Below are 25,468 nucleotides of genomic sequence, written 5' to 3'. Positions count from 1 at the left end.
CCCTCTTTACATCTTATTTTTTCTTAGGATGCTGAGGAAAATTTCCCCCATCGACAATGCCATTGGAAAAACCAGGAAATGTAGGTCCACGCTTAGGAAGTCCGGGCAAGAGCTTCCCTCCATTACCATTTTCAATTTGCTTTTGAAGCATTGAGAATTGCTTTGGATCCAATCCCGACAAATCCGGCATAGCTGAAGAATCCCCTCCCAAGTTTCCCATACCACCAAAACCCATTTTGGACCCAAGGCCTCCCAACATTTTTCCCATAAAACCACTTTTTCCTTTACCACCCATGGCTTTCATCATATCAGCCATTTGGCGATACATCTTCAAAAGTTTATTAATATCAGCCGCTGTCGTACCAGACCCCTTAGCAATTCGTTGTTTGCGGCTATGTTTTAAAAGCTCTGGATTCGCCCGCTCTTTCGGTGTCATAGATGAAATAATGGCCAATTGACGATCAAACAAACGATCATCAAACCCCGCAGCCGCAATCTGCTCTTTGACCTTCCCCATTCCTGGCAACATGCCCATAATACCGCCCATTCCACCCAGTTTTTTCATTTTCTGCAACTGTTCTGCAAGATCATTCAGATCAAATTTTCCGGCTTGCATTTTTTTTGCAAAAGCAGCAGCTTTCTCGTGATCCATTGTTTCTGCAGCTTTTTCAACCAAAGAAACAATATCCCCCATTCCGAGAATACGATCAGCAATACGACTGGGATGAAATTCTTCTAAAGCATCTATTTTTTCACCAGTTCCAATTGCTTTAATTGGTTTACCTGTAACAGCACGCATAGAAAGAGCAGCGCCACCACGCCCATCACTATCCATCCGTGTTAAAATAATCCCCGTAATCCCTACACGCTCATCAAAAGAACGAGCAAGATGAACGGCATCTTGCCCCGTCAAACTATCAGCCACCAACATAATCTCATGAGGAAGGGAACATGCTTTAATTTCAGCCAATTCGAGCATCAAAGCTTCATCAATATGATTACGTCCTGCTGTGTCAAGAAGAAGCACGTCATAACCACCCAATTTAGCAGCCTGCACGGCACGTGATGCAATATCAACGGGCAGCTGACCCGCAATAATAGGCAAGCTTGCAAGTTTTGCCTGCTCTCCCAATTGGCGCAATTGCTCCTGTGCAGCGGGACGGCGTGTATCTAATGACGCCATGAGAACTTTTTTATTGTGCTTATCAGTAAAACGTTTTGCAAGCTTTGCTGTTGTGGTTGTTTTTCCCGAACCTTGCAAACCAGTCATCATGATAACAACAGGAGCTGGTGCATTTAAATCACTCAGAACGCTTTCATTTCCAAGAATATGAACCAATTCATCATGAACAATTTTAACCACCATTTGGCCTGGTTTAATTGATTTAACGATTTCGGCCCCAACAGCTTTTTCCCGAACTCTATCGGTAAAAGAGCGCACAACATCAAGAGCAACATCAGCTTCCAATAAAGCGCGACGAATTTCACGCAGCGCCTCTACAACATCCTGATCCGATAAAGCGCCACGTCCCGTCAAATGAGACAGGATAGAACCAAGTCGCTCTTGCAAGGATTCAAACATCATTTACCTCATTGTTGCATAACAAACAAACCAAAATAGCATCCGAGAACGCATCGCGCCGTCGGATGTTGACCTCTGAGATCTCTTTATACCCTTAAACCGGGGTCTCAGTCGGTGGCTCCAAGTTAATTTTGTCACTGAAAGCTTGCTCCTTCAAACAATAAAACCCCAGCTTTGTCAAGTTTTATCATAAAATATCTTTTTATACGAAGAAATAAAAACAACAAATACTATACTTCAAAACTTTCAACTTCAACACGCATAAAACAACCTGTTTCCTGTTCCATGCTCCATAATTTTCCGCTAGAGATATCAAACCAAACCCCATGCAATGTCAAAAAACCTTGATCTTTGCGAAGCTTTATCCACGGAAACGTCTCTAAATTTCTCAACGAATGGCGAATAGAAAGCTGCTCTAATGCCGTCTGTTTTTCTGGCCAAGACAGCGACTTATTATTCAAAACGATTTCTGCTGCTGGAGCTAAGAGACTTATCCATTGACCGATAAAATCATTTGATAATAAAGATTTATATGTCTCATTAAGAGCAGTACGAATGCCTCCACAATGGGCATGACCAAAAACGACAATATGTCTCACCTCAAGCAATTGCACAGCATATTCAAGAGCTGCTGATGTTGCGTGATATTGGTCATCAGGAGAAAAAGGAGGAACCACATTCGCCACGTTGCGCAGAGTGAAAATTTCCCCTGGCTTAGCATCAAAAATCATTTCTGGTACTGCACGCGAATCACAACAAGCAATGACCAAAACTTCAGGTTTCTGCCCCTCAATCGCCAATTGCTGATAATCTGCTATTTTATATAAAAAATGATTGTTTATAAAGTTTTGGTAACCACTTAAAAGTCTTTCTGGTAAATGCGCCATTCTCTCTTTACTTTTGCTTCTTTTTTTACTTTCATTTTGTATAGTTTAAAAAACAAACTATTAACATACAAAAATACTAAAAATGCCCTTTCCTTGAAGCAAAATATTTCTTTAAAGTACAAAATATTACTAAAAATAGCAAAAACAAACTCATTCTTTCCAAATAAAGAGCTATTTTCTTCAGAAAGAAGGTGTTACAGTATATAAAAAATATAATGGTCTGCTTTTAAAAAGAGAAGAAAAGACCCCTTAAGAGCAAAAAGGGAGAGTGAATGTGTTGCAACAAAAAAAAACAGAAACAAAAAACACCCAAGATAAAATAGAACAAATCCTTTTTGCCCAAACCGATAAAGAAGATATTACTTATTATGAAAATGAAGAACTTAAAAAGGCCACAGCCATCGCGGTAAAAGCTTTTAATCTCCATCAGACGGGAAACAACACCATCTGCTTTGAACAAAATTTAACCCGTAGTAACAGACCTGTAACCGTTATCACGCTTGTCAATGATAACAAACCCTTCCTTCTCGATTCTATTTTAAATGTTTTCAATCAACACAAAAACCATATCTATTTGATTGCACACCCCATTATTGATTGTGCTTCTGGAAAACGCATCAGTCTGATGCAAATTCACATCGAGTCATTAAACAAACAGCAAATACAAAAACTTGAAAATGAACTCACCTTAGTTCTTGAACAGGTTAATGCTGCTGTACAAGACTGGAAACCTATGCTTGAAGAAGTTGAAAAGCATATTCATGCCTACCAAATAAGTCTTCCCCCGCACTACAAACAAGAAGGCGAAAAAGCCATTGAGTTTCTTCACTGGCTAATGGACGATAATTTCATTTTCCTTGGTATGCGCACTTACAACTTCATCAAAGACCAAAAACCCCTAAAATCCTTTACAGCGAGTAATATTGAACTTGGTATACTCACGGATGCTTCTATTCATATTATTGACGATAAAAGCATGAAAGAACCTCCTCAAGAAGTTTTATCCTTCATGGAAAGCGATAATCTGTTTATCGTGACAAAAGCGAACAGCCGCTCCAAAATTCACCGTTCTGTTTGGCTCGATTATATTGGTCTTAAAATCTTTGATAAAGAAAACCAACTCTGTGGAGAATTACGCATTGTAGGGCTTTTTACCTCCTCAGCTTATACACGTTCTATTTTGCAAATTCCTTTCTTAAAAGAAAAAGCCCGAACTATTATTCAACGTCTTGGACACAATCACGCCGATTATTCAGGAAAAGCACTCATCAGTGCTTTAGAAACCTATCCAAGAGATGAAATGTTTCGCTCTGATGTTGATACATTGACAGAAAACACTAAGCTTATTCTACAATTAGATGAGCGCCCACGTTTACGGGTTCTTGCCCACACTGATTCTTTTGGACGCTTTGTTTCTATCCTGGTCTACGTACCGCGTGACCAATATAGCAGCAGCCTGCGTGAAAAAGTTGGCGAACATTTTGTTGAGCTTTATAAAGGTGACTTTTTTGAATCTTATCCGCTATTTTTGGAAAGCACCCTTATACGTGTCTATTATATCATCCATCGCAAAGGAAATGAAACTGTTCCTCTTCACGAGCGCTCCACACTTGAACAACATGTACGTTCGATTGCACGAAGTTGGGAAGACAGGGTTCAAGCCATCGCTTTTAACAAGAAAATAACAGAGCAACAAACACGTCTAGCCAGTGAATTCCCCAACAGCTATCGTGATTTATTTTCAGCTGAAGACGCTATTAACGATGCCGGACATATTCTAAGTCTTCATGATGAAAAGCCCCTTTTCGTGATCTTTTATCACGCACAAAACAAAGAAAAACAGTGCATTTCTCTTCGGCTTTTTCACCGCCATGAAGCACTTGCCCTTTCCAAACGTGTACCACTCCTTGAAAACATGGGGTTTCGCGTTATTGCTGAACAAACCCTTGAATTACCAGATGGCAATGGGCGCTCTGTGTATCTTCATGATATGCAGCTAGAAAGTACTTTCCAACGCTGTATCGATTTTGAAAAAGACGGTCAAAAACACGCCGAAACCTTTGAAGCCATTTGGGCACAAAATGCTGATAATGACGGCTTTAATGCTCTCACCCAGACAGCTGAGCTTGATTGGCATGAAATTGTTATTTTGCGCCATTATGGGCGCTATCTCCAACAAGCTGGAATTCCTTATTCGCAAGATCGCGTTGCCCAAACTTTAAATGCTTATCCTGACATTACCCAAGATCTTTATGCTTTATTTCATTTAAAATTTCATCAAAGCCATACAGAAAAAGAACGGGAAAAAAACCAACAAGTCATTCAAAAGCGCATTGAAGAAAAATTACGGAAAGTCTCTGGTTTAGACGATGATCTCATTTTACGCCGTTATTGTAACCTTATCGAGGCGAGTTTACGAACGAATGCCTTTACACCTCTTCCTGATGGAAGTCCACGGCGTATTTTAGCCACCAAATTAAATCCGCGCCAGATTGAAGGTTTGCCTGAACCGCGCCCTTACCGAGAAATTTTTGTTTATGGACCAGAAGTTGAAGGGGTCCATTTGCGTTTTGGACCTATCGCTCGTGGTGGAATTCGTTGGTCTGACCGTGCATTAGATTATCGCACCGAAGTGCTTAGCTTAGTCAAAGCCCAACAAGTTAAAAATGCGGTTATCGTTCCTGCAGGTGCAAAAGGTGGATTCTATCCCCATCGGCTTCCCCAAACAAATGACCGTGCTGTCATCATAGAAGCAGCACGACAAGCTTATACAGACTTTATCACAGCTTTGCTCTCCATTACAGACAATCTGATTAACGGCAAAATAAGTTCTCCCCACAATGTCATCTGTCATGATGACCCTGACCCCTATTTTGTTGTTGCGGCAGACAAAGGAACAGCAACTTTTTCTGATACAGCCAACGCCATCAGCCAAGCAAACCACTTTTGGCTTGATGATGCTTTTGCCTCTGGAGGTTCAGCAGGTTACGACCACAAAGACATTGGTATTACAGCTAAAGGTGCATGGGAAGCCGTCAAAAGACATTTTAGAGAGTCATTTAATCACGATATTCAAACAACGCCCTTCACCTGTGTCGGTGTTGGCGATATGTCTGGTGATGTCTTTGGCAATGGAATGCTGCTTTCCAAACAAACAAAATTGATTGCCGCTTTTGATCACCGCGATATCTTTATTGATCCAGATCCGAACATAGACGAAAGCTATGCAGAGCGTACGCGTCTCTTCAGACTGCCTCGCTCAAGCTGGCAGGATTACGATAAAACCAAATTATCAAAGGGCGGTGGTATCTTCTCACGAAAAGAAAAAACCATTACTCTCTCACCTGAAGCAGCACAAGCCATTGGTTTCGAAAAACAAACAGGAACACCCTTTGAAATTATCTCTGCTCTTCTCAAAGCCCCTGTTGATCTTTTATGGTTCGGTGGCATTGGTACTTATATCCGTGCTGCAACAGAAAACGATGCCCAAGTAGGTGATCGCGCAAATGATGCAATACGCATTACCGGAGAACAAGTGCGTGCAAAAATTATTGGTGAAGGAGCTAATCTTGGTGTTACACAACGTGGACGGATTGAATATGTCTTAAATGGTGGTCGATGCAATACGGATGCCATTGACAATTCTGCTGGTGTGAATTGTTCTGATATTGAGGTCAATCTCAAAATTGTTCTTGCATCAGCACTACGTGCCAAAACGTTAACCCGCGAAGATCGCAATAAGCTCTTGAAAAAAATGACGCCTCAAGTCGAGCAACTCGTCTTGCGCAACAATTATCTACAACCCCTTGCGCTTTCTTTGGCGGAAAACCAAAGCACTACTGATTTGCCCTATCAAATACGCTTTATGCACGATTTGGAACAAAAAAAGCTTCTAGATCGTAGAGTTGAAATACTCCCTGATGAGCAAATTTTACGACAAAGAACAACCCAAGGCAAAGGTCTTCTCCGTCCAGAACTCGCCGTTATTTTTGCCTATGCTAAATTGACCTTAAAAGAAGAAATTGCTAATAGCCCCATTGTTGATGATCACTATTTCAATACAGCCTTGCTGAACTATTTTCCAACCCAAATTCAAGAAAATTTTAAGAAGGAAGTTATTAACCATCAATTGCGTCGTAATATTATCGCAACGCTGATTGCCAACGATATTGTAAATCGTGGAGGCCCCACTTTTGTTAATAGACTACACGATGCAACAGAACAAAAGACTGAAAATATTATTCGCGTTTTCATTGCCATCCGCGATGGTTTCGAAATTCCTCAATTGTCTGAGCAAATTGATAAGCTTGATAATAAAATACCCGGTCTTGTCCAAAATAAATTCTACGCAACAATGAACCCAATGCTCTTTGAAACAACCAATTGGGGTTTGCACAACATAGATCTCTCACGTCCATTAGAAGAAATTGTAAAAACAATAAAGCAAGCCCGTAGCGTTATTGAAAAAGAGCTTATGCATTCTCACGACAACGATATTAAGCAAAAGATTGAAGAAAAAGCATTACACTACAGCGAAGAGGGAGCACCAAAAGCATTAGCGAAACAATTAGCCCTCTTGGAAGCTGCTTCAACAATCTGTGATATTTCTTTAATTGCAAAAAAAAGCAACAGTGATCTTATTAAAACCGCAGAGATCTACTTTTCACTTGCGCAAATCATTCGTATAAACCGCATTAACGAAGCAAGTCGTATAATCCCTGTAGTAGATTATTATGATAGTATGGCTTTAAGCCAAGCCAAAGAAAATGTTTCTGAAAGCTTTCGGCAAATCGTTATGAAAATCCTCAAAAATCATGGAAAGAAAAAAGATCCTTTTGACACTTGGAAAAAAACAGAAGAAGATCATATTCACAACATTACAAACCGCATTAGCGCCCTTATTGAAAATGATCTCAATATTTCTCGTTTTACCTTTGCAGCAGGATTGATTTCTCAACTTCAAAATATTGGCTTTCAAACCTAAAGCAAATACAAAACGACCCACTCAATCTCCCGTTCTATCCCACCACTACAACAAACCAACAAAAATAGAGAGCGGGAGAAGGTTCCAAAAATAAAAATCTCGCTATTTATCACAATAGAATTGTTTGCAACAATTTCAAACAAACAACAGGATTTATTTTTCACCCTAAAAACATAAACTTTCAGACTTAAAAGCTGTACAAAACAGCTAAGCTTTTGCTCCGTTCTATCCATCCATGACTAATCAGCAAGGGAAGAACGGAAGCCCTATCCTGCATTTTTAGACAGAGCACTCAAAATAAAAAATAAATTCAAATTTTACTGTCAATTAACCCCATTTCCCCTTGCATATTGCAAATGGGAAAACCGAATAGATAAAAACAGTAAAGAAAGGACTAAAAATGCCCCTCATAAACCGCCCCAAGTGCCAAAAGCTGCAGTAACATTGGGAGTTAGCAAATATAATATGATGGTGTTGCCCCCTAGCTTATTACTCCATAACCGAAAAGATGGTGGTGTTTAATGGCTTTATCGTTATACCATTCATAGGCGACATCGTGAAATAAGAAGCACTGAGAAATATTGTTTTAATAAATACGTAAATATGCAATACAAATATATTCTGTTTTACGTGGAAGACATATGGCTTCATTAAAAAATATCAGAAATAAAAGGATAAGTTTAATCCATTATTTAAAAGATATAACTGTAACTGCTTTTGAAATGCATAAAATCGAATAAAAAATGACAGTAAAGATGGATGTTGATTTTCCCCTTTACAACTTCATATCTTCCTCCAACTAGGCTATTTACTTGTTTTAAGAGGTTACACCCAAACAAATATATGCAATATGCTCATTCCATATATAAAGAAAAAGGTTCCTAACAAAAACCACACCACCTGTATAAAAAGGCAATTCAGCATACTTTAAAATGCCACTTTTTCCATACAAACACTGTTGCTATATGTAGTTTGACATAAGATTTTGTACTAAGTGAAAAGAGGTTGGACGAATTAGGAGTAGGTGGTAATTTTTTATTTTTATAGCTATTTTTTTACCATTAAATACGCATTTTGTTAAAATAGATTTTGACACTCTAAAATTGCAAAAAAAGTATGAAAATCAGAAAAAATCGAAATTTGGTAGTAAAAATGAAAAAAGACTTTGGTACAACACCTAAAGCGGAGCAAGACGACCAAGTTTTAAAAAGCCTAATTTTACCCACCCATTGTTAATGAGCAAGGAAAGAACGGGAGTGCCGTCCGCATTTTTAGGCAAAACACCCAAAATAAAAAATAACGCTTGAAGATTATTGGCTTGCGCGGGAAATAAGTGCTGCAGAGTGTCAAGAAGCTTCATGGACTGAATAAGGACAAGTTCAAATTTTGCTGTCAAATATCCTTCATCATCAAAAGAAAAAGGTCCACTAATACGCACTGCACCACCTGTATGAAAAGTCAATTCACCTTGCTTTAAAAGTCCACTTTTTCCATACAGTCGCTGTTGCCAATTTTTTTCTTCATCTTCAGACTGAAAAGAGATGTCATTTAAAATCCATTTCAAATTGCCATCAATTTTAGGAATATCAACAAAAGAAGATTTTAAAAAAGGAGAAGCATCAAAACCGTCAAAAGTTATATGTCCCGATAAATTATTCTTTTCATGTTTTAGATCAAAACGCAAAAATTCTGCCGTTATTTTTTGAGGCATATCTTGTGGCTCTAACGGCTGAATAATCACGTCATGCGTATTTTGCAAAGATGCCGGATCTTCAATATTTTCTTGTGTCGTTTTTTTATCTGCCGTTTGTGCTCTTAATGCTTCTTGAAGCTTTTGATCTTCAGGGGAAGAGGAAAAAGATGAAATATCAAGCCCTTCAGCTATAAATTTCAATGTTTTACCCGTTTTCCAATAAGGCTCTGTTTCAATCACCAAATTGCGCCAATGCGATACTATGGGAGTTTTTCCGGAAAAAACAATTAATGCAGGAGAATGAACATTAAACTCGACCAAATGAGGTGCGTAAATTGGTGCACCAGCTGTCAAACGCCCCGTCGATAAAGAAACCCCATGTAAAGGCCAAGAAAATTGAAACTTGTCACAAACAACACCGACACGTAAAGGATAACCATCCTTGTGCACATTCTCACATACCGCCGCCATATTATGGGAAGATACTTTTGTGAATATATCAGAAACATAGTCTTCTATTTTACGTGAAAAAAAAACCAGAGTGCGCTATAAATAAATATCAGAGCAAGACAAAAGAGCCCACAAATTAAATAACTCAAAGAAAAACTTTTTTGTGATGATAGTATTTGAAAGGATTTAGACAATATTCAAACTTTCTTTATCTCTTAACTTCCTCCCCACCCTAAAAAGGATAAAGATTCCCAACCACGTTCAGTTTATACACAATCCAACTTCTTAATCGATCGGATTTTATCTACTGATCACTTCAAGAAGCCCCTATACATCGTTCTAAAGTATAGTATCTCATAAGCTTAATAAACAAGATTTTCTTAAAAAAAACCCATTACACCCTTTAACAAAAAACACCTCATGTGTAAAGTTTTACATAGATTTTCTACCTCTGCCTTAAACCATACTGTTTACAGCACAACAAAAATGATAATGAATAGTGTCTCTTAACGATAAAGCCATTGAGCCCCCCATCTTTACGCTTATGGAGGAGCCAAGCCAGCACCATCATTATATTTGGCTAGCCCCCAAATGTTGCGACAACCCTTGACACTTAAGACAGTTCATAAGAAGCATTTTTAGTCTTTTCTTATACAGTTTTTGCCCACACGCCAGCCCCACTTGTGACATGCAAGCAAGAAGTTTTTATTGAGTCAACATACACAGATTTGGAATGAGAAAACCTTACTATATTCGGGGTTCTCATTCAATATACAAAACCGTGAATTACCTATATAAATCAATGCTTTGTCAACAATCACACAAGTACGGGCGGTGTACAAAAAATCTGGTGTAATGCGCTTTCAAACCATTGGCTCAAAGCTCGATCATAGATTAAACGACCTTTCAAATGTGCACAAGCAGGTTGAGCACCTTTTTCAGTCAATTTATGTGCCGAACGCACGACCAAACGCCGCATCATAGCGCGTGTAAATTCAGCATGAAACTGCAAGCCCCATGCATTGTTTCCATAACGAAAAGCTTGTGTAGGATATGTATTCCCTGTTGCCAAAAGCATTGCCTCTTTCGGTAAATCATAAATACCTTCATCATGGAAATGGTAGACCATCTCTGGCCAATTCATCAATTCCTTCCCTTGTGGGGTTGCTTCTAGTGGATACCAGCCGACTTCAACAGTCCCATCACTTCTTGTACCAACGCGCCCCCCTAGATTTCGCGCTAACATTTGTGCTCCAAGACAAATACCCAAAAAAGGCTTATTTTCCTTTAGTGATAACGAAATCCAATCAATTTCCTCACCAATATAGGCTTCGCTGTCATTCACACTCATCGGTCCCCCTAAAATAACAACGCCGGCATAATGCTCTAATGTATCAGGGAGTTTTTGTCCAAAAATAGGACGATAAATATCAAGAACAAAACCATTTTGTTGTAAAAATTTTCCCAAACGACCAGTATAGGTAGAGCGCCGATGAATAACGACAGCAATCCTTGGTTTGTTATTTTTTTGTTTTTTATCAAGACATCTCTGATTTAAAAACATTTTTTAACCAATCACCTCTGCTACCAAGCAAAACTTTATTTTTAAAACATAAGAGAATAATTTTATTGGATAAGACTAACGATATTTTTTCTTCTAGGTCAATTGTTTCTTCTGAGAAAACATTCGTATTATCACATTGGTGCAATTTAAAATAAACGAAATTTTTTCCTCGATAAAGATGTTTCTTCTTCTGTTTTAACCCCTGGATCATCAACATTTAAGTGAGTTTGACTGAACATTTTTACATCTTTTTCTTTTATATCTTGTTTCTCCACCTGCGCATTATGCAAAAGAGAATCATCTATAGGTGTTAATTTTTCAAGCTTCTTATCTCCAACATCATCACTTTTTCCCATAACATACTCTTTGTCTTGCCTTTTCGACACAATATTGTCCGCCTCTAATGTGAGAGAAGGCATACAAGGAGGCGCCTTCCATTCAAAACAGCCCAAACGTCCACTGATTGGAGAAACCGCTGACCAAGAAGAAAAAATGGACCCATCACACATCCACACTGGATCACGTTCAGCACGAAGTGCTAAAGAAAGCCATTGACGCACAGCACCTTGATTGTTTCCCTGTGCCTCTTCAATATCTGCCAACAATAAATAAACACTTTCCCGTGGATGACATTGTAATGCTTTTTGTGCCTTCTCTCTTGCTAATGCTGTTTCACCAGCATCCAAAGCTGCTTTAGCAATAAGGAAAGCCGACTCAAATGCATCTTTATTATAAGAAGCAAGTGTCTTAGCCCTTTTCAATCGCCCAATGGCTCCTTCTTCTCTTTCAAGATAAAGCGGTCCCAAATCAGGATGAGGCTCCTTTTGCCAAGCCGCTATAATCATTTTATCCGCTTTACGCGTTTCGTTTAATTTATAAAGAATATCAGCAGCAATAACTATTATTGGAACAAAATCAGGCGCCAATTTATGGGCTTTCAAAATAGCTTCACGTGCTTGTACAGGATGTGTATCAAACAAAGAAAGTGCCTGCCCACTTAGTAGTAAAACCTGTATATGCTGCCGCTCTGGAGTCGCGCGAATAGAACGCGGGAGAGCTTTTTGCGTTCTTTCAAAAATAGTAAGTGCCTTATCCCATTTACCCTCAGTACTTAACCGATCAAGCACCGCCTGATGCGCCCATAAAAGTGCTGGCGATAAAGTCAGTGCCTCTTCGGCATATTGTTGTGCTGCCTCATAAGCTTTACTCTTCATCGCTTCACGAAACAAACCATAAAGTCCAACCAGTTTTGTCGGATCTTCCTTTCTCATCTCTTCATAAAGTCCGATGGCGCGAACAGAGTCATTTTGTAAAGACAAGATTTGCGCTTGTAAGAGTTTTACCAATGGCTCTTGTTTTCCTGCAAGATATTTAGCAACCCGTGCTTCCATTTTTTGCGCAACCATACTATCACCAGCAAAAGTTGCAAGAATCCCCTTTGAAAGAGCTTTGTAACCACGCTTTTGATGGCGTTTATAAAAATAATTGGAAAGAGCACTCGGTATGGAAAAAAAGAAAGACAATAACCACCATAAAAGCACCAGCGTTACAAAAAACAAAATAAGCACACTTAACACTGTAAGCAATGAAGCAGAAAATCTGAAATGCAAAAATGTGAGAACAAAAATACCATTGTGATTAGCAACCCACGTGAAAGCTAAACCGAGGATACAAACAACAAAAATATAAATAAAAACACGTATCATCTTGGGCCTATTTACATCTTTGTTGCTTTAAAAGATCCTTGTTGCACAGACAATAACAATTGCTGCAACAACTGTTGAATAGCAATATGTCTTTCAAGCTGCTTAACAAAATCCATTGAAACATCTTTTGCACTTTGGGGCAATGATTGCCATTCGCTCAAAGCCTTTTCGTAATCACCAGCTTGAATGGCAACTTCCATGCGTGCCGCAATAGCCCCCAGCGTTGTCCCTTCAACATTTCCAATCGGTCGCGAAACAATGAGCCCTTTTATCCACGCTAAAATTCGGTCAAAAAAACCAGCATCTGACGCAACAAGATTTTGCGTACCAACAATTGCATCAGCAACATGAGCAAAATCAACTGAAAGTTGTACTGAACTTGGAAGACCCACAGTAGCTGTTTTTTGCAACACATCAAGTCCATTAATCGAAGGCGATAATTGCCGCAACAGCTTTAATTCATTATTATAAGATCCACCACGCTCTACAGCATTTTTTAATGAACTAATTGCAGTAAAGAGCGCGGTATCTATTTCTTTTTCCTCACTATTTTTAACAGCAGTTTCTTCCTGTAGTGCTTCTAACTGTTGTTTTAACGCAGAAAAATTATTTGCATTGCTCTGCCCAACAGACAAAGCCGTCTCTATATCTTTCGACTTTCTAACAAAAGTTTGTACAGTTTCTTCAAGAGCTTTTACTTTTTCCTCTAAAATCGCAAAAGCTTTTTTGCTTTCTTCTTTCGATAGTTCATCATTTTTCGTTGTTTTAAACTGTTGTGATGGAAAAGAAGAAAACTCTGTTTTTAACGTATCAATTTCTTGAAAGACCCGCCTCAATTGTTCCTTTGTGTCTTCACCTTGACTTTTTGCGGCTTCAGCAATCTGCAACGCTTTTTCTCCTCCAGCAGAATTTTCCACAAAAGGAGAAGGAAAAAAACCAGCCCATTGAAGCCCCATAAAAATTCCCAAAGCAATGAATCCCCCCAAAATCCCAGAAAGGGATAAGAAAAGCCAAGTTGTACTAGAGATACTTTTATCCTGACCTTGCATATTCTGTTTTTCTCGCGCCTGAGCTTCTACAGAATTATGGATTTTTTCCTCTGAATCATGGGGAACAGCTTCATGTTCAATAACTGGTTTCTTACGGCGCGTACCAACATAATGTGGTTTAACTTTTGGTTTTGAAGAATCGACCATCTCTGTCACTTTTCGTGCACACTTTTTTTAATGATAAAATAATAAAATGAAAAAAGTTTTAAAAATGCAGCTTTTCTCAATAATATTTACAATTATCGCCTTTAATAGACAAGTTTTAAAAAAAATTGCATTTTATACTCGAAAATACAGCTTTATTTTTTAATCAACGATATCATAAAATTCAAAGAAAATGCCAAAACACATATTTTTCATAGAAAAAACAATTCTAAGAGAAATACTTTGCATCTTTTTCTGTTCATGGTACGCACGCAGGAAAGAAGCTTCAATATAAGGTTTTGTTTAAAATGCGTCTGCTGGGAATAGAAACAAGTTGTGATGAAACGGCAGCGGCTGTCATTGAATATAACAATGAAGCAAACAGTCGAATTCTTTCCAATGTTGTTTGGAGTCAAATTGATCACCATGCACCTTACGGCGGTGTTGTTCCTGAAATTGCTGCTCGTGCCCATGTTGAAGTTCTTGATCATTTAATTCTACAAGCACTAACAGAAGCAAACACAAAATTAAAAGATATTGATGGCATTGCAGCCACCAGTGGACCTGGTTTGATAGGAGGATTGTTGGTAGGGGTTATGAGCGCAAAAGCACTCTCTCTTGCTACTGGAAAACCATTTATTGCCGTAAATCACTTAGAGGGACATGCTTTAACAGCCGTGTTGACGCACAATGTCAACTTTCCTTATTTATTACTTTTAGTTTCAGGTGGCCATACACAAACAATCCTTGTTCATGGAGTAGGTAACTACCAGCGTTTAGGAACCACCATTGATGATGCATTAGGAGAAGCCTTTGATAAAACAGCAAAACTTTTAGGTCTTCCTTATCCTGGTGGACCAGCACTTGAAAAAGCAGCTTTATTTGGTGATAAAAATCGCATCCCTCTTCCACGACCTTTAAAAGGTGAAAAACGGTTAGACTTTTCTTTTTCAGGACTCAAAACTGCTGTTCGACAAGCCGCAACAGCCATAGCTCCCCTTACAGAAAATGATATTGCTGACATTGCCGCAAGTTTTCAAGCCGCCGTGACCGATACAATACATGATCGTATTCACCTAGCCCTACAACACTTTGCCCACCAATATCCTCTCTCTCATGATCAAGAAAAGCGTTCTCCTGCTTTGGTTGTCGCAGGCGGTGTTGCCGCAAACCAAGCCATTCGCTCTAAGTTGCAAGAACTTGCCCATCAACATGGTTTTGAATTTATAGCCCCTCCTCTTTCCTTGTGTACCGATAATGCTGCAATGATTGCTTTTGCCGGTGCACAAAAACTCGTACGAGGAGAAACAAACTCTCTTGACATTGCACCCCGCTCACGCTGGCCATTAGATGAAAAAGCCCCGCCCTTGATCGGGATGGGACGCCGTGGAACAAAAGCATAATAAAATTGACGTCCTACACACATCTTAAAGAACGAAGATTTCTACTCAATCCGGTCTATAGATAGTCCGAATTCTCTATCGAGCAGATTCCACCTGCTTCCCACTAACACAATTCACTTAACCCAAAGATCGACACGTAAACCTAAATATTCACCACACATTCTTAAAAACTTCATGTTTCAAAAAACTGCCTTATATCATTACACTTCAAATGACGGTATTTTACAGCATAATAAGATCTACTCTCTCCCACGAAGCATAGATATGAATGCCATTCGTTGACCTCATCATCTTTGATCATTTATTCGTTTCATTGTCATTGTAATCTTAAAGCTTTTTAGAACCAATTTTCTTAATTTTTTCCAACAAACTCTTATAGTAACCGCATTTCAAACCATAGCTGAAAAGATAAGCAAAGAGCAAAATACTTTTATACAACATGAAATATCAATGGAGCGTGTCTCTCTACTACACATTATTTTGAAACAAGAAAAAATAGATAATAGTCGTTCTTTACCCCATTTTAAAAATCATCGTTGATGGTATTACAAAGATGCTTATAAAAATGCATAACAGTCTATGAAAAAGGAGAACTCATGGCTTATTGGCTTTTTAAATCTGAACCCCATAAATGGTCATGGGAGATGCAAAAGAAAAAAGGAGCTGATGGCGAACAATGGGATAGTGTACGCAATTATCAAGCCCGTAACAATATGCGCGCTATGAAATATGGTGATAAAGGTTTTTTTTATCATTCAAATAAAGGTTTAGAAATTGTAGGAATTGTAGAAATATGTACTGAAGCGCACCCTGATTCTACAAGCTCTGATCCACGCTGGGAATGTGTGGACATCCGTGCACTTTGTGACATGCCAACACCTGTTTCATTAAAACAAATTAAAGCCAATCCCAAACTAGCAAATATGGTGCTGGTCAAAGCCAGCCGCTTATCAGTGCAACCCGTAACAGAAGATGAATGGAAAGAAGTCTGTTTAATGGGCAACCTTAAGGAGGAAATGCTTTTATCTTAAAACAATAATTTTTATTCATTAACTCATATAAAAAGATGCTTCATAGCGCAGAAGAATAAGCTCAACACATCCTTCTGTTGAGGTATTCTCATGCTAAATGCATAAATATGATATTTTTCTTTGTCATTTTTTATCCTGCACTCTTTCTCAATACAGTCTCCTTCCAAATTACACAAAAAACCTCTTTATGATGCATCTTTTCGGCATTGCTAAAGGCAAGGCTTACTCAACAATTATAATAAGCAACACCACGAACATAACACACAGCCCCCTTCGCACACAAATGCAACGAAAAAACAAAACTGAACGTGGATAAAAAACAATAAAAATGATCGTGAAATTCTCCTAAACAGTGCATATGTGCTAGGTGTTGCACAATTCTCTTCACACTTAAAAAACGAATCATATTGCGTGTTTATTGTTTTGCATGTTGGACGAGTGCGCCTCATACCGCAGGATTCTCTCATTCCCAACCTGTTTTATATTGAATCAATCAAAAGCTATTTGCTTGCACATTCTAAGCGGAGAAAGTCCCATATAGATAAAAAACGTGAAAGAAAGCACTAAAAATTCCTCCTATGAATCGTCTCAAGTGCCAAGGACTGTCCGCAACACCCACGAGCTGGCAAAGTGAATGATAGTGCTAGCTTGTTTCTCCATAAGCGTAAAGATAATGACACTCAATAGCTAAAACACGTTCTAGAACATAAAAAACGCTTCCAACCAATACGTAAAATACTCTGCAGACGGAATACCTTCTTTTCAGCAAGCAACCATTAGAAATTATAAAAGTTTATTTTTTAGAAGCGTTCTTTTTTAATTTTCCTCTTTTAATTTTTCTTGCATGAAATCTCATTTTTCATGAAACTATATCAATCAGTGCATCAACATGCCTATAAGGAAAAACATGAACCACTATACTCTTTTAATCGTTGAAGACGATGATCTACGCCCCATTTTAGTAGAACAATTTCAAATGCATCAAGAGTTTAAAATTTTCCAAGCAAAAACAGCAGAAGCGGGAATGAGAATAATCCAAGAAGAAAATATTGATCTCACTATTTTGGGATTTCAACTTCCTGATCTTGATGGCTACAAAGCCGTTAAACAATTACGCACCCAAGGATTTCGTGCCCCCATTATCATGATAACAAATTATGATACAGACTGTGATAATATTTTAGATCTTGAAACAGGCGCCAATGATTATGTAACAAAACCCTTTCGCTTTGCGGTGCTATTAGCGAGAATTCGGGCACAGTTGCGCCAATATGAACAAAATGAAGACGCAACCTTTCATATTGGTCCCTATACTTTTAAACTAAGACAAAAACTTCTTCTTGATCAATGCAACAATAAAATCTGTCTCACAGAAAAAGAAGCAGCGATCCTTAAATGTCTCTATCATGCCAATGATAAAATTGTCAGCCGTGAAACATTGTTAGAACAAGTTTGGGGATATAATGAAAATATTATCACCCATACTTTAGAAACCCATATCTATCGTTTGCGACAAAAAATCGAAAACGATCCGTCCAATGCGCAAATTCTCATAACAGATCAAAATGGTTACCGTTTAAATCTTTAATTCGAGATTTTCTGTTTCAAAAATAATTTTAATATCCTAAATGAAAACAGAAACGAGATGAAAAAACTTCACGTATAATTCGAATGCTATTACATATACATAGAACTTACTCTTATCTGTACTCTTATGACAAAATATATAACATTATGAATAAAAAACGAAATATTCCAACATGAGAACCAAAAACAAAAATGCTTTCAACCCTCACGATATACTTTGTAACTTCTGTTTCACATGCTTTTGTTCTTTCTAAAGTTTTTAATATGTTTCGCATATAAATAATCGTGATATCTTTTAGCAACATTCTTGATCATAACTATCATCTTTAGATGAGTGCTATTTATGATTATTTTTTCAGAAAAACCGCTCCACGCACTGCTTTATCTCACATTCACTAGCCTAAATTGAGAGATGTTTTTTATCTTTATAATTTTCTTCTATTCTTTATGATTTTATCTCCTCTTAAGAGGTTATATAATTAATGATATAACGCTAAATGTTTATCCTAACGATAAAGCCACTGAGCACCACCATCTTTACGTTTATAAAAGAATAAGCCAGCACCATCACACACTTATGTTAGATCTAGATGTTGCAGAGGAGCCCTTGATACTTGAGATGGTTCATAAGAAGCATTTTAATCCTTCCTTGTACAGTTTTTAACCACCATAAACCATATTATGCAAGATCCCTTGGATCTCTGCTATTTTTACGAAGATACCAGCATTTTTTTCTTTTAAAATGTTTCCACTATTCATGAAATATGGTTCGGTATATAGATACTTGAGATTTTTATTCACATACCAATTCCACATATTAATGTACAAAAGAATATTTTTAAATTGTAAATGCAAAAAATTGAAATAAGAGAATCCTTCTATACTTGCGGTTCTTATGACAATGACAAAATGATTAATTATCTTTATAAATTAAAATATTTCTTGTCTGTGGCGATAAAGCAGGAATAAAAATACGTCGCGACTGACGACGCTGTACGAGCAAACCCTGATAAACACGTTTTTGTGCCTGACACATTAAGAGTCCACCAAAATAAGGCAAAAGATAGCGAGCAAATGGCTCGTAAAAAAATGAGAACAACCGCGAAAAATACCCCGTAGAGGGCATATAGTGTACAATTTCTTGTATTGGCCCAGAAACAAAATTTGTTTTTTCGAACAAACGAGTAATTTGTTGCCGACTATAGGGTTCGCCATAACCAAAGGGCGTAGTAATATTGCGCGCCCAAAAGCCAGAGCGATTAGGTACAATAACGATCAAGTGGCCATTGGGTGCTAAAACACGCCATATTTCATTCAACGTTTCAAATGAATTTTCTGTATATTCTAATGCATGTACTAATAAAATACAGTCAACTGACGCATCAGGAAGCGGCAAATCTTCTTCAAAAACAAGCGCTGTAGCAACTTGCTCAGAACAAGGCCAAGGCGAAACACCCTGAGCAGCAGGCATAAAAGCAAAACATTGTTGGGCACGTTCACGCAATGTAGAAAGATAAGGAAGTGCATAACCCAATCCCATAATCCGTTTATCCGTAAGATCAGGCCACCATAAATTCAATTGGTCACACAGCGTCTTTTGCACACGTAGTCCAAGTGCAGAAGCATAAAAATCTTTCAGCGTAACGATATCCAACTCAACATACCATGTAGAAACAAATTTCAAACATTACAGATTTTCATATACCAAACCTATATGGACTTCTGCTTTTTTTCCGCAATAGCGAACATTTCAATATTGCATATTTTAAACTTAAATGATTAAAAAATCAGTACAACAGGATGATTATTGCCTTACAAGCACTTTAATCATTTTTTTGGAGATAAACCCCATAGAGGTTCTTCATACACTGTTTTTGACATCAATTAAGAAAAAAGCCAACACTGGTTAATTAAAATGAAGCAATCTTTCAAGATAGTTTTTTTCTTCTTCTGAAAGATGCTCTTTACCAAGACGTTTGCGAATTTCATCCAAAATCTGCCGCGTACGCATTTGATCACTTTCTTGTGGTAGTGCCTCGCCTTCTTGTTCTTCATCTGTTTTTGAAGAAAGTGGACGTCCTAACGGATCTTTAGGACCAGAATCAGCATTTTGCTCATCTCCCGTTTCTTTAAGTGTTTCGCGCATTTTTTTCAAAACATTTTGTGCACCTTGCCTCAAAGATTCCAAAGCATCAGACTGATTTTGTATAGATACCTGATGATTTCCATTATCAAGCGCATTTTCCGCAGAATTCATTTTTTCTTCTGCCCTTTTCAATGCGCCCCCTGTTTCAAATCCTCGTTCTGATAATTCTTTTTCTAATGTTGATAATTCAGATTGCAATTCAGCTTGACGTTTTTTTAAAGATTTTTTTTGTGTTTCCGGTACATTTTCTCCGCGTTTTTGTTCCATCTCTAACTGATGTGTTTCATTGAGAATTTCTTGCTGACGACGCATTAAATCTCCAAGCTGGTCCATCTTTTCTTTCATTTGTGCAGATTGGCTTTTTTCTCCCTCATTTTGATTGCCTTTTTGCACATGCAAATGATCAAGCGTCTGTTCAACTTCCGCCAAGAGTTGTTCAGCTGCTAAAGAAGAGCCTGTTTTAGCCATTTCCTCAATTAAATTTAGCTTTTCTTGTAATGTAGCTTCAGAAAGATTAGGACTTTTTGAGCTTTTAGAATTTTTAGAAACTTGACTATCCGGTGCTTTTTCAGCCAAAGCACGAATATACTCATCCATAGCTTGACGTAAATCTGCCATAAGCCGTTCAATTTCTGCCGCTGAAGCACCGTAACGCAATGCATCACGTAAAGCAGCTTGTGCTTGTTTTAACTTTTTTTGCACGGATTCAAGTTGATTGCCTTCAATACCCAAAGCAATTTGCCATAAATAATCCACCACATCGCGCAAATCCTCGTCTGTTTGTGCTAAAGAAAGTCTTGTCCACGCACTTTGTAGAACAATAAAATGCGATGCATTTTGCAACCCCTTTTCTGGACGCACAAGCAAAGCAGAAAGCATATCAAGTACCCGCTCTCGCGCTAAAGGATTAAGAGCTAATAAACGACGCAGTTCAACCACTGCGCGTGCAACAGGATTCGAAAAAACACACTGTGGTAATATCATAACAAAAGTTTTGCTACGCCCTTTCTGCCCCGCACCATCTTCTGCCACCAAAGTAATTTTGACTTGCGAACCCGCCCATGGATGCGCTGATATATCCTGCACCATTCGCATTTTCCCCTTTCCACCACGCGGAAGAAGAAGCTCTATTTCCGGAGCATTATAAAGAGAAGAAGCACTTTTATTCTGAGGAAGAAAAGGCTCTATTTCAACAAAAGCCTTTGTCACACCATAATCATCATCCACCACATATCGTAACTCCAATGATCCTGTTAAAATCCTCCCTGGTTTTTCCAACCAATGAATTGTTGGAAGCGTGTCCTTAATTATCTGCAAATGCCATTGCTGTTTTTTACGACGTGATGATACAAATAAATTTATTGAATGCTTTAAATGTGTTTCAAAATGAACAATTGGATCATTCAAAGCTGTTTGTTCCGTTTTCTCTGAAAACGAAACTTCCCTCCCATCTTCTACAGACTTTGCTTTTACTGTAATGCCAGCCCCATTGACAACACGCACAACAACATTACTCCCTTCAGGGATTTCTAGTTGTGTTTTCTCATCTTTTGTCAAATAAATCGGTGCCACACCGGTATAAGCAGGTGGTGTTACCCAAGCATCAATCCGCATGAGTTTTTCATCAACGACAGGACGAAAATCAAAGGCATCAGCCAAACGCCCCCCTTGTGAACCAAAAGAAAAACTAAAAGCGCACACAAAAAGAAGAGCACACAAAGCCCTCAAAGCCAAAGGATCATAATCCGCACTATTAAGAGAGATAAATCCCGTTTTTAAATGGTATAATTGCTTTGCCATTCGGCGTTGATGTTCACGCCAAATAACAGCACTAAAATCTTCATCATTTTCAGAACATAAACGATCTGTCTGAATATTCAAAGGCTGATGTCTAAGATCATTGACGCGTTCAAGGCGGCAATTTACTTCCCGCATTGTGGGAAACCGAAAACGAATAAGAAAAAATAAACTCGCCCCAGCACAAATAAGTATAACCCCAAGTAAGAGCAAATGTGACCAATAGCCCAAAATACCAAAAAGTCCCAACCAGCTAAACGAACAAAAGAGACTAAGAACGAGGAAAAATGGCAACAACCGTACCCACATCCGTTCAAATGAAAGGATCCCCCACATCAAAATGCGCACACACAAAAGCTTCATTGCAAAACCTTTGATGTTTTTATTTTTCATAAACAAGCATTTATCCCCTTTTATCGTGGTGCATTAAGATCATAAACCCCATACAAAACAATTTCTAGAAAATAAATTGTTTCATCAAAGTTTAGTAAAAATAAGACCCAAAATATTTAATAATGCTCAATCTAATTTGGGCTCAATCCAATCTGGAATATGATCACAGCCTATCAATTGTGCATAATCAAGGCGTGGACGAATGACTGCATAACGCGTATCCTGAACCAGAACTTCCGGCACCAAAAGTCGACTATTATAAGTGCTTGCCATCACTGCGCCATAAGCTCCTGCTCCTGTTAACATCAAAACATCACCCGCTTTCAACACTGGTAAAGAACGTTCCAAGCCTAAATAATCACCAGTTTCACAAATAGGACCAACAATATCAGCATTAATCAGAGGGGCATCTACTGGTGTTTTTTTCACTGGCATTACATTTTGCCACGCATCATAAAGCGTTGGACGCATGAAATCATTCATCGCCGCATCAACAATAACAAAATTTCGTCCTTCCCCCTTTTTTAAATACACAACCGATGTTACCAATACACCGGCTTCACCAACAATACTACGCCCAGGTTCTAGGATAATATTGATCCCTAAAGGCGCAATATGTTTCTTTACCAGTGCTGCATACTCAAAAGGAGAAGGTACTGGATGCTGCTCATAACCATAAGGAATACCAAGCCCACCCCCAATATCGATATGAGTTATCGCATAACCATTATTCCATAATTGACGCACAAAATCTGCAACAATAACAAATGCATCTTCAAACGGTTTTAAATCACAAATTTGACTGCCAATATGGAGATCAACACCACACACATGAAGACCGGGCAATTGGGCTGCTTTTTTATATGCATCACCCGCCAAAGACAGTGGAATACCAAATTTATTCTCAGACTTACCTGTTGTAATTTTCTTGTGAGTCTTAGCATCCACATCAGGATTAATGCGTAAAGAAATACGAGCCGTTTTTGAAAGCGCAGCAGCCCGCGCCGATAATTGTTCAAGTTCTGGCTCTGATTCAACGTTAAAACAATAAATATCTTGTGCAAGAGCAAAATCTATTTCTCTCACTGTTTTACCAACACCAGAATAAACAATATTCTGCGCAGGAATACCAACAGCAAGTGCACGCCGTAATTCCCCTTCTGAGACCACATCAGCTCCCGCTCCATTGTTAGCTAAAAGTTGTAAAACTGCTTGATTGGAATTCGCTTTAACCGCATAAGCAATTAAACTCGGCATATCATGAAATGCATTCTGATAATCTTTAAAATGTGCAACGATTGCGCTAGCTGAATAACAATAAAAAGGTGTTCCAACTTCCCGCGCAAGTTCCAAAAGAGAAAGACCTTCAGCGTGAAGCACACCCTGATGATAAGAAAAAAAACGCATAAAAATTCCTATTGTATTAACCGATCAAGAATAAAAGGTTTATCTGTTTTGCCTTGAGAAACAAAAGTTCCTTGTGAAGAATTCACTCCTGTTGAAGGAGGTAACTCTAATGACCCTTTACGCCCACACCCAACAATACCCAAGCCCCCCAAAAGGACAATCACCAACCCCTTTAATATAATTTTCATTTGTCCTCTTTCCTCATCTCGATTTCTTTTTTACCTTTAAAATACAATCACTCAAGCGCTCACGAGACGCTTTTTCCAATACGCAATTTGCCGAAGAACCTCTGAAGGCGCTGTTCCCCCAAAGCTTTTACGACTTTCAACAGATTTTTCAACGGTCAAAACATCAAAAAGTGTCGCATTGATATCAGGACAAATTGCTTGAAGTTCATCTAATGATAAATCATGAAGGCGACACTGTTTTTTTTCTGCCAATGCCACAGCACACCCTGTGATGTGATGTGCTTTGCGAAAAGGAATCCCTAAATTGCGTACAAGCCAATCCGCAAAATCTGTAGCTGTTGCATACCCTAAATCCGCTGCTTGTTTCATGGCTTTTTTATTCACTTTCAAATCAGCAATCATCCCTATCATTGCTGCTAGTGATAATTCCAAACTCAAAGCCCCATCAAACACATATTCCTTATCTTCTTGCATATCCTTTGAATAAGCAAGCGGTAATCCTTTCATCACCGTTAACAATCCCATAAGTGCACCATTCAATCGACCTGCTTTCGCTCGTACTAACTCTGCCGCATCAGGATTTCTCTTTTGTGGCATAATGGAAGACCCTGTTGAAAAAGCATCTGATAAATGAATAAAACAAAACTGTGCACTTGACCAAAGGACAATTTCTTCCGCCAATCGCGAAAGATGTGTTGCACAAAGAGCGCCAGCGCTTAAAAATTCCAATGCAAAGTCACGATCTGAAACACTATCAATTGAATTGCGTGTAGGTTCCCGAAAGCCTAGCGCTTTTGCTGTCATAAAACGGTCAATTGGAAAGCCTGTCCCCGCTAAAGCAGCCGCCCCTAAAGGCGATTCATTCATTCGCTCAACAGCATCACGCATCCGCGATAAATCTCGACCAAACATTTCAACATAAGCCATCATATAATGACCCAATGTTACGGGTTGAGCCAATTGTAAATGCGTAAAGCCTGGCATAAAGGTATCAACATGTTGTTCTGCGCGAATAAGTAATTGCTCTATCAATCCTTTTAAAGCTTGTGCTATTTTTTGCGTTGCTTCACGTACCCACAAGCGAAAATCAACAGCAACTTGATCATTGCGTGAACGCGCCGTATGCAAACGTCCTGCTACAGGACCAATCAACGCACTCAACCGCGCTTCAATATTCATATGAATATCTTCAAGCTTTCGTGAAAAAACAAATTTACCGTCTTCAATTTCTTGGCGAATAAGTTTCAAACCATGAACAATTTTTTCATAATCTGATTGTGAAATGATTTTCGTTTGCGCTAACATAGCTGCATGAGAAAGAGAACCTTCAATATCTTGTCGATAAAGTTTTTGATCAAAATCAATAGAGGCATTAATTTCTTCCATAATTGCAGCAGGACCTGCCGCAAACCGACCACCCCACATTTGGTTCTTTAACTTCTCATCTGTCATATTCT

15 protein-coding genes are annotated in these 25,468 nt (G+C 38.4%); 4 read left to right on the top strand and 11 right to left on the bottom strand.

The window, feature by feature from the left end; all coding sequences use genetic code 11:
- Positions 1-13: 13 nt before the first annotated feature.
- Together ffh and ACFINO_RS01070 are read right to left on the bottom strand one after the other, a co-directional pair.
- Positions 14-1,582: a signal recognition particle protein gene (gene ffh / locus ACFINO_RS01075; protein ID WP_375634440.1), complete on the bottom strand. Its 1,569-nt coding sequence runs from the start codon at positions 1,580-1,582 to the stop codon at positions 14-16.
- 230 nt (positions 1,583-1,812) lie between these two features.
- Complete coding sequence (locus ACFINO_RS01070; protein WP_375612226.1) at positions 1,813-2,469, bottom strand: carbonic anhydrase; 657 nt, start codon at positions 2,467-2,469, stop codon at positions 1,813-1,815.
- Positions 2,470-2,743: 274 nt separating this feature from the next.
- On the opposite strand from ACFINO_RS01070, the gene ACFINO_RS01065 reads away from it, so the two are divergent.
- Complete coding sequence (locus tag ACFINO_RS01065) at positions 2,744-7,453, top strand: NAD-glutamate dehydrogenase (protein ID WP_375654853.1); 4,710 nt, start codon at positions 2,744-2,746, stop codon at positions 7,451-7,453.
- A 1,177-nt stretch (positions 7,454-8,630) separates the two neighbouring features.
- On the opposite strand, the gene ACFINO_RS01060 is transcribed toward ACFINO_RS01065, so the two are convergent.
- The 4 genes from ACFINO_RS01060 to ACFINO_RS01045 all read right to left on the bottom strand — a co-directional run bounded on the left by ACFINO_RS01060 (position 8,631) and on the right by ACFINO_RS01045 (position 14,062).
- Complete coding sequence (locus ACFINO_RS01060; RefSeq protein ID WP_375634907.1) at positions 8,631-9,617, bottom strand: DUF2125 domain-containing protein; 987 nt, start codon at positions 9,615-9,617, stop codon at positions 8,631-8,633.
- Between the two features lie 796 nt (positions 9,618-10,413).
- Complete coding sequence (locus tag ACFINO_RS01055; RefSeq protein ID WP_375606037.1) at positions 10,414-11,160, bottom strand: glutamine amidotransferase; 747 nt, start codon at positions 11,158-11,160, stop codon at positions 10,414-10,416.
- A 146-nt stretch (positions 11,161-11,306) separates the two neighbouring features.
- Positions 11,307-12,866 carry a heme biosynthesis protein HemY gene (locus ACFINO_RS01050; protein ID WP_375633596.1) on the bottom strand — a complete coding sequence of 520 codons (1,560 nt, stop codon included), beginning with the start codon at positions 12,864-12,866 and terminating at the stop codon, positions 11,307-11,309.
- Positions 12,867-12,877: 11 nt separating this feature from the next.
- Positions 12,878-14,062, bottom strand: coding sequence for a COG4223 family protein (locus tag ACFINO_RS01045; RefSeq protein WP_375654851.1), 1,185 nt, complete (start codon positions 14,060-14,062; stop codon positions 12,878-12,880).
- A gap of 305 nt (positions 14,063-14,367) precedes the next feature.
- On the opposite strand from ACFINO_RS01045, the gene tsaD reads away from it, so the two are divergent.
- The 3 genes from tsaD (at position 14,368) to ACFINO_RS01030 (ending at position 18,081) form a co-directional block, all read left to right on the top strand.
- The gene (tsaD, locus tag ACFINO_RS01040) at positions 14,368-15,462 is read left to right on the top strand and encodes a tRNA (adenosine(37)-N6)-threonylcarbamoyltransferase complex transferase subunit TsaD (protein ID WP_375633598.1); all 1,095 of its coding nucleotides are present in this window, start codon (positions 14,368-14,370) and stop codon (positions 15,460-15,462) included.
- 596 nt (positions 15,463-16,058) lie between these two features.
- Positions 16,059-16,493, top strand: a complete 435-nt coding sequence (locus tag ACFINO_RS01035; protein WP_375654849.1) for an EVE domain-containing protein — start codon at positions 16,059-16,061, stop codon at positions 16,491-16,493.
- Positions 16,494-17,400: 907 nt separating this feature from the next.
- Positions 17,401-18,081, top strand: coding sequence for a response regulator transcription factor (locus ACFINO_RS01030; RefSeq protein ID WP_375633600.1), 681 nt, complete (start codon positions 17,401-17,403; stop codon positions 18,079-18,081).
- A 912-nt stretch (positions 18,082-18,993) separates the two neighbouring features.
- Here the strand turns inward: ACFINO_RS01030 and ACFINO_RS01025 are convergent.
- The 5 genes from ACFINO_RS01025 to argH all read right to left on the bottom strand — a co-directional run bounded on the left by ACFINO_RS01025 (position 18,994) and on the right by argH (position 25,463).
- Positions 18,994-19,764: a class I SAM-dependent methyltransferase gene (locus tag ACFINO_RS01025; RefSeq protein WP_375632423.1), complete on the bottom strand. Its 771-nt coding sequence runs from the start codon at positions 19,762-19,764 to the stop codon at positions 18,994-18,996.
- A gap of 222 nt (positions 19,765-19,986) precedes the next feature.
- Positions 19,987-22,416: a TIGR02302 family protein gene (locus tag ACFINO_RS01020; protein WP_375642812.1), complete on the bottom strand. Its 2,430-nt coding sequence runs from the start codon at positions 22,414-22,416 to the stop codon at positions 19,987-19,989.
- 126 nt (positions 22,417-22,542) lie between these two features.
- Positions 22,543-23,823 carry a diaminopimelate decarboxylase gene (gene lysA, locus ACFINO_RS01015; RefSeq protein WP_375634328.1) on the bottom strand — a complete coding sequence of 427 codons (1,281 nt, stop codon included), beginning with the start codon at positions 23,821-23,823 and terminating at the stop codon, positions 22,543-22,545.
- 8 nt (positions 23,824-23,831) lie between these two features.
- The gene (locus tag ACFINO_RS01010) at positions 23,832-24,011 is read right to left on the bottom strand and encodes an LPS translocon maturation chaperone LptM (protein WP_375618333.1); all 180 of its coding nucleotides are present in this window, start codon (positions 24,009-24,011) and stop codon (positions 23,832-23,834) included.
- A 51-nt stretch (positions 24,012-24,062) separates the two neighbouring features.
- Entirely contained in the window at positions 24,063-25,463 is a 1,401-nt protein-coding gene (gene argH / locus ACFINO_RS01005; RefSeq protein ID WP_375654846.1) for an argininosuccinate lyase, read from the bottom strand.
- Between the last annotated feature and the right edge of the window lie 5 nt (positions 25,464-25,468).

The sequence above is a fragment of the Bartonella sp. AA83SXKL genome, assembly GCF_042196965.1.
Lineage (GTDB): Bacteria > Pseudomonadota > Alphaproteobacteria > Rhizobiales > Rhizobiaceae > Bartonella.
This window is presented reverse-complemented; position numbering and strand designations above follow the sequence as displayed.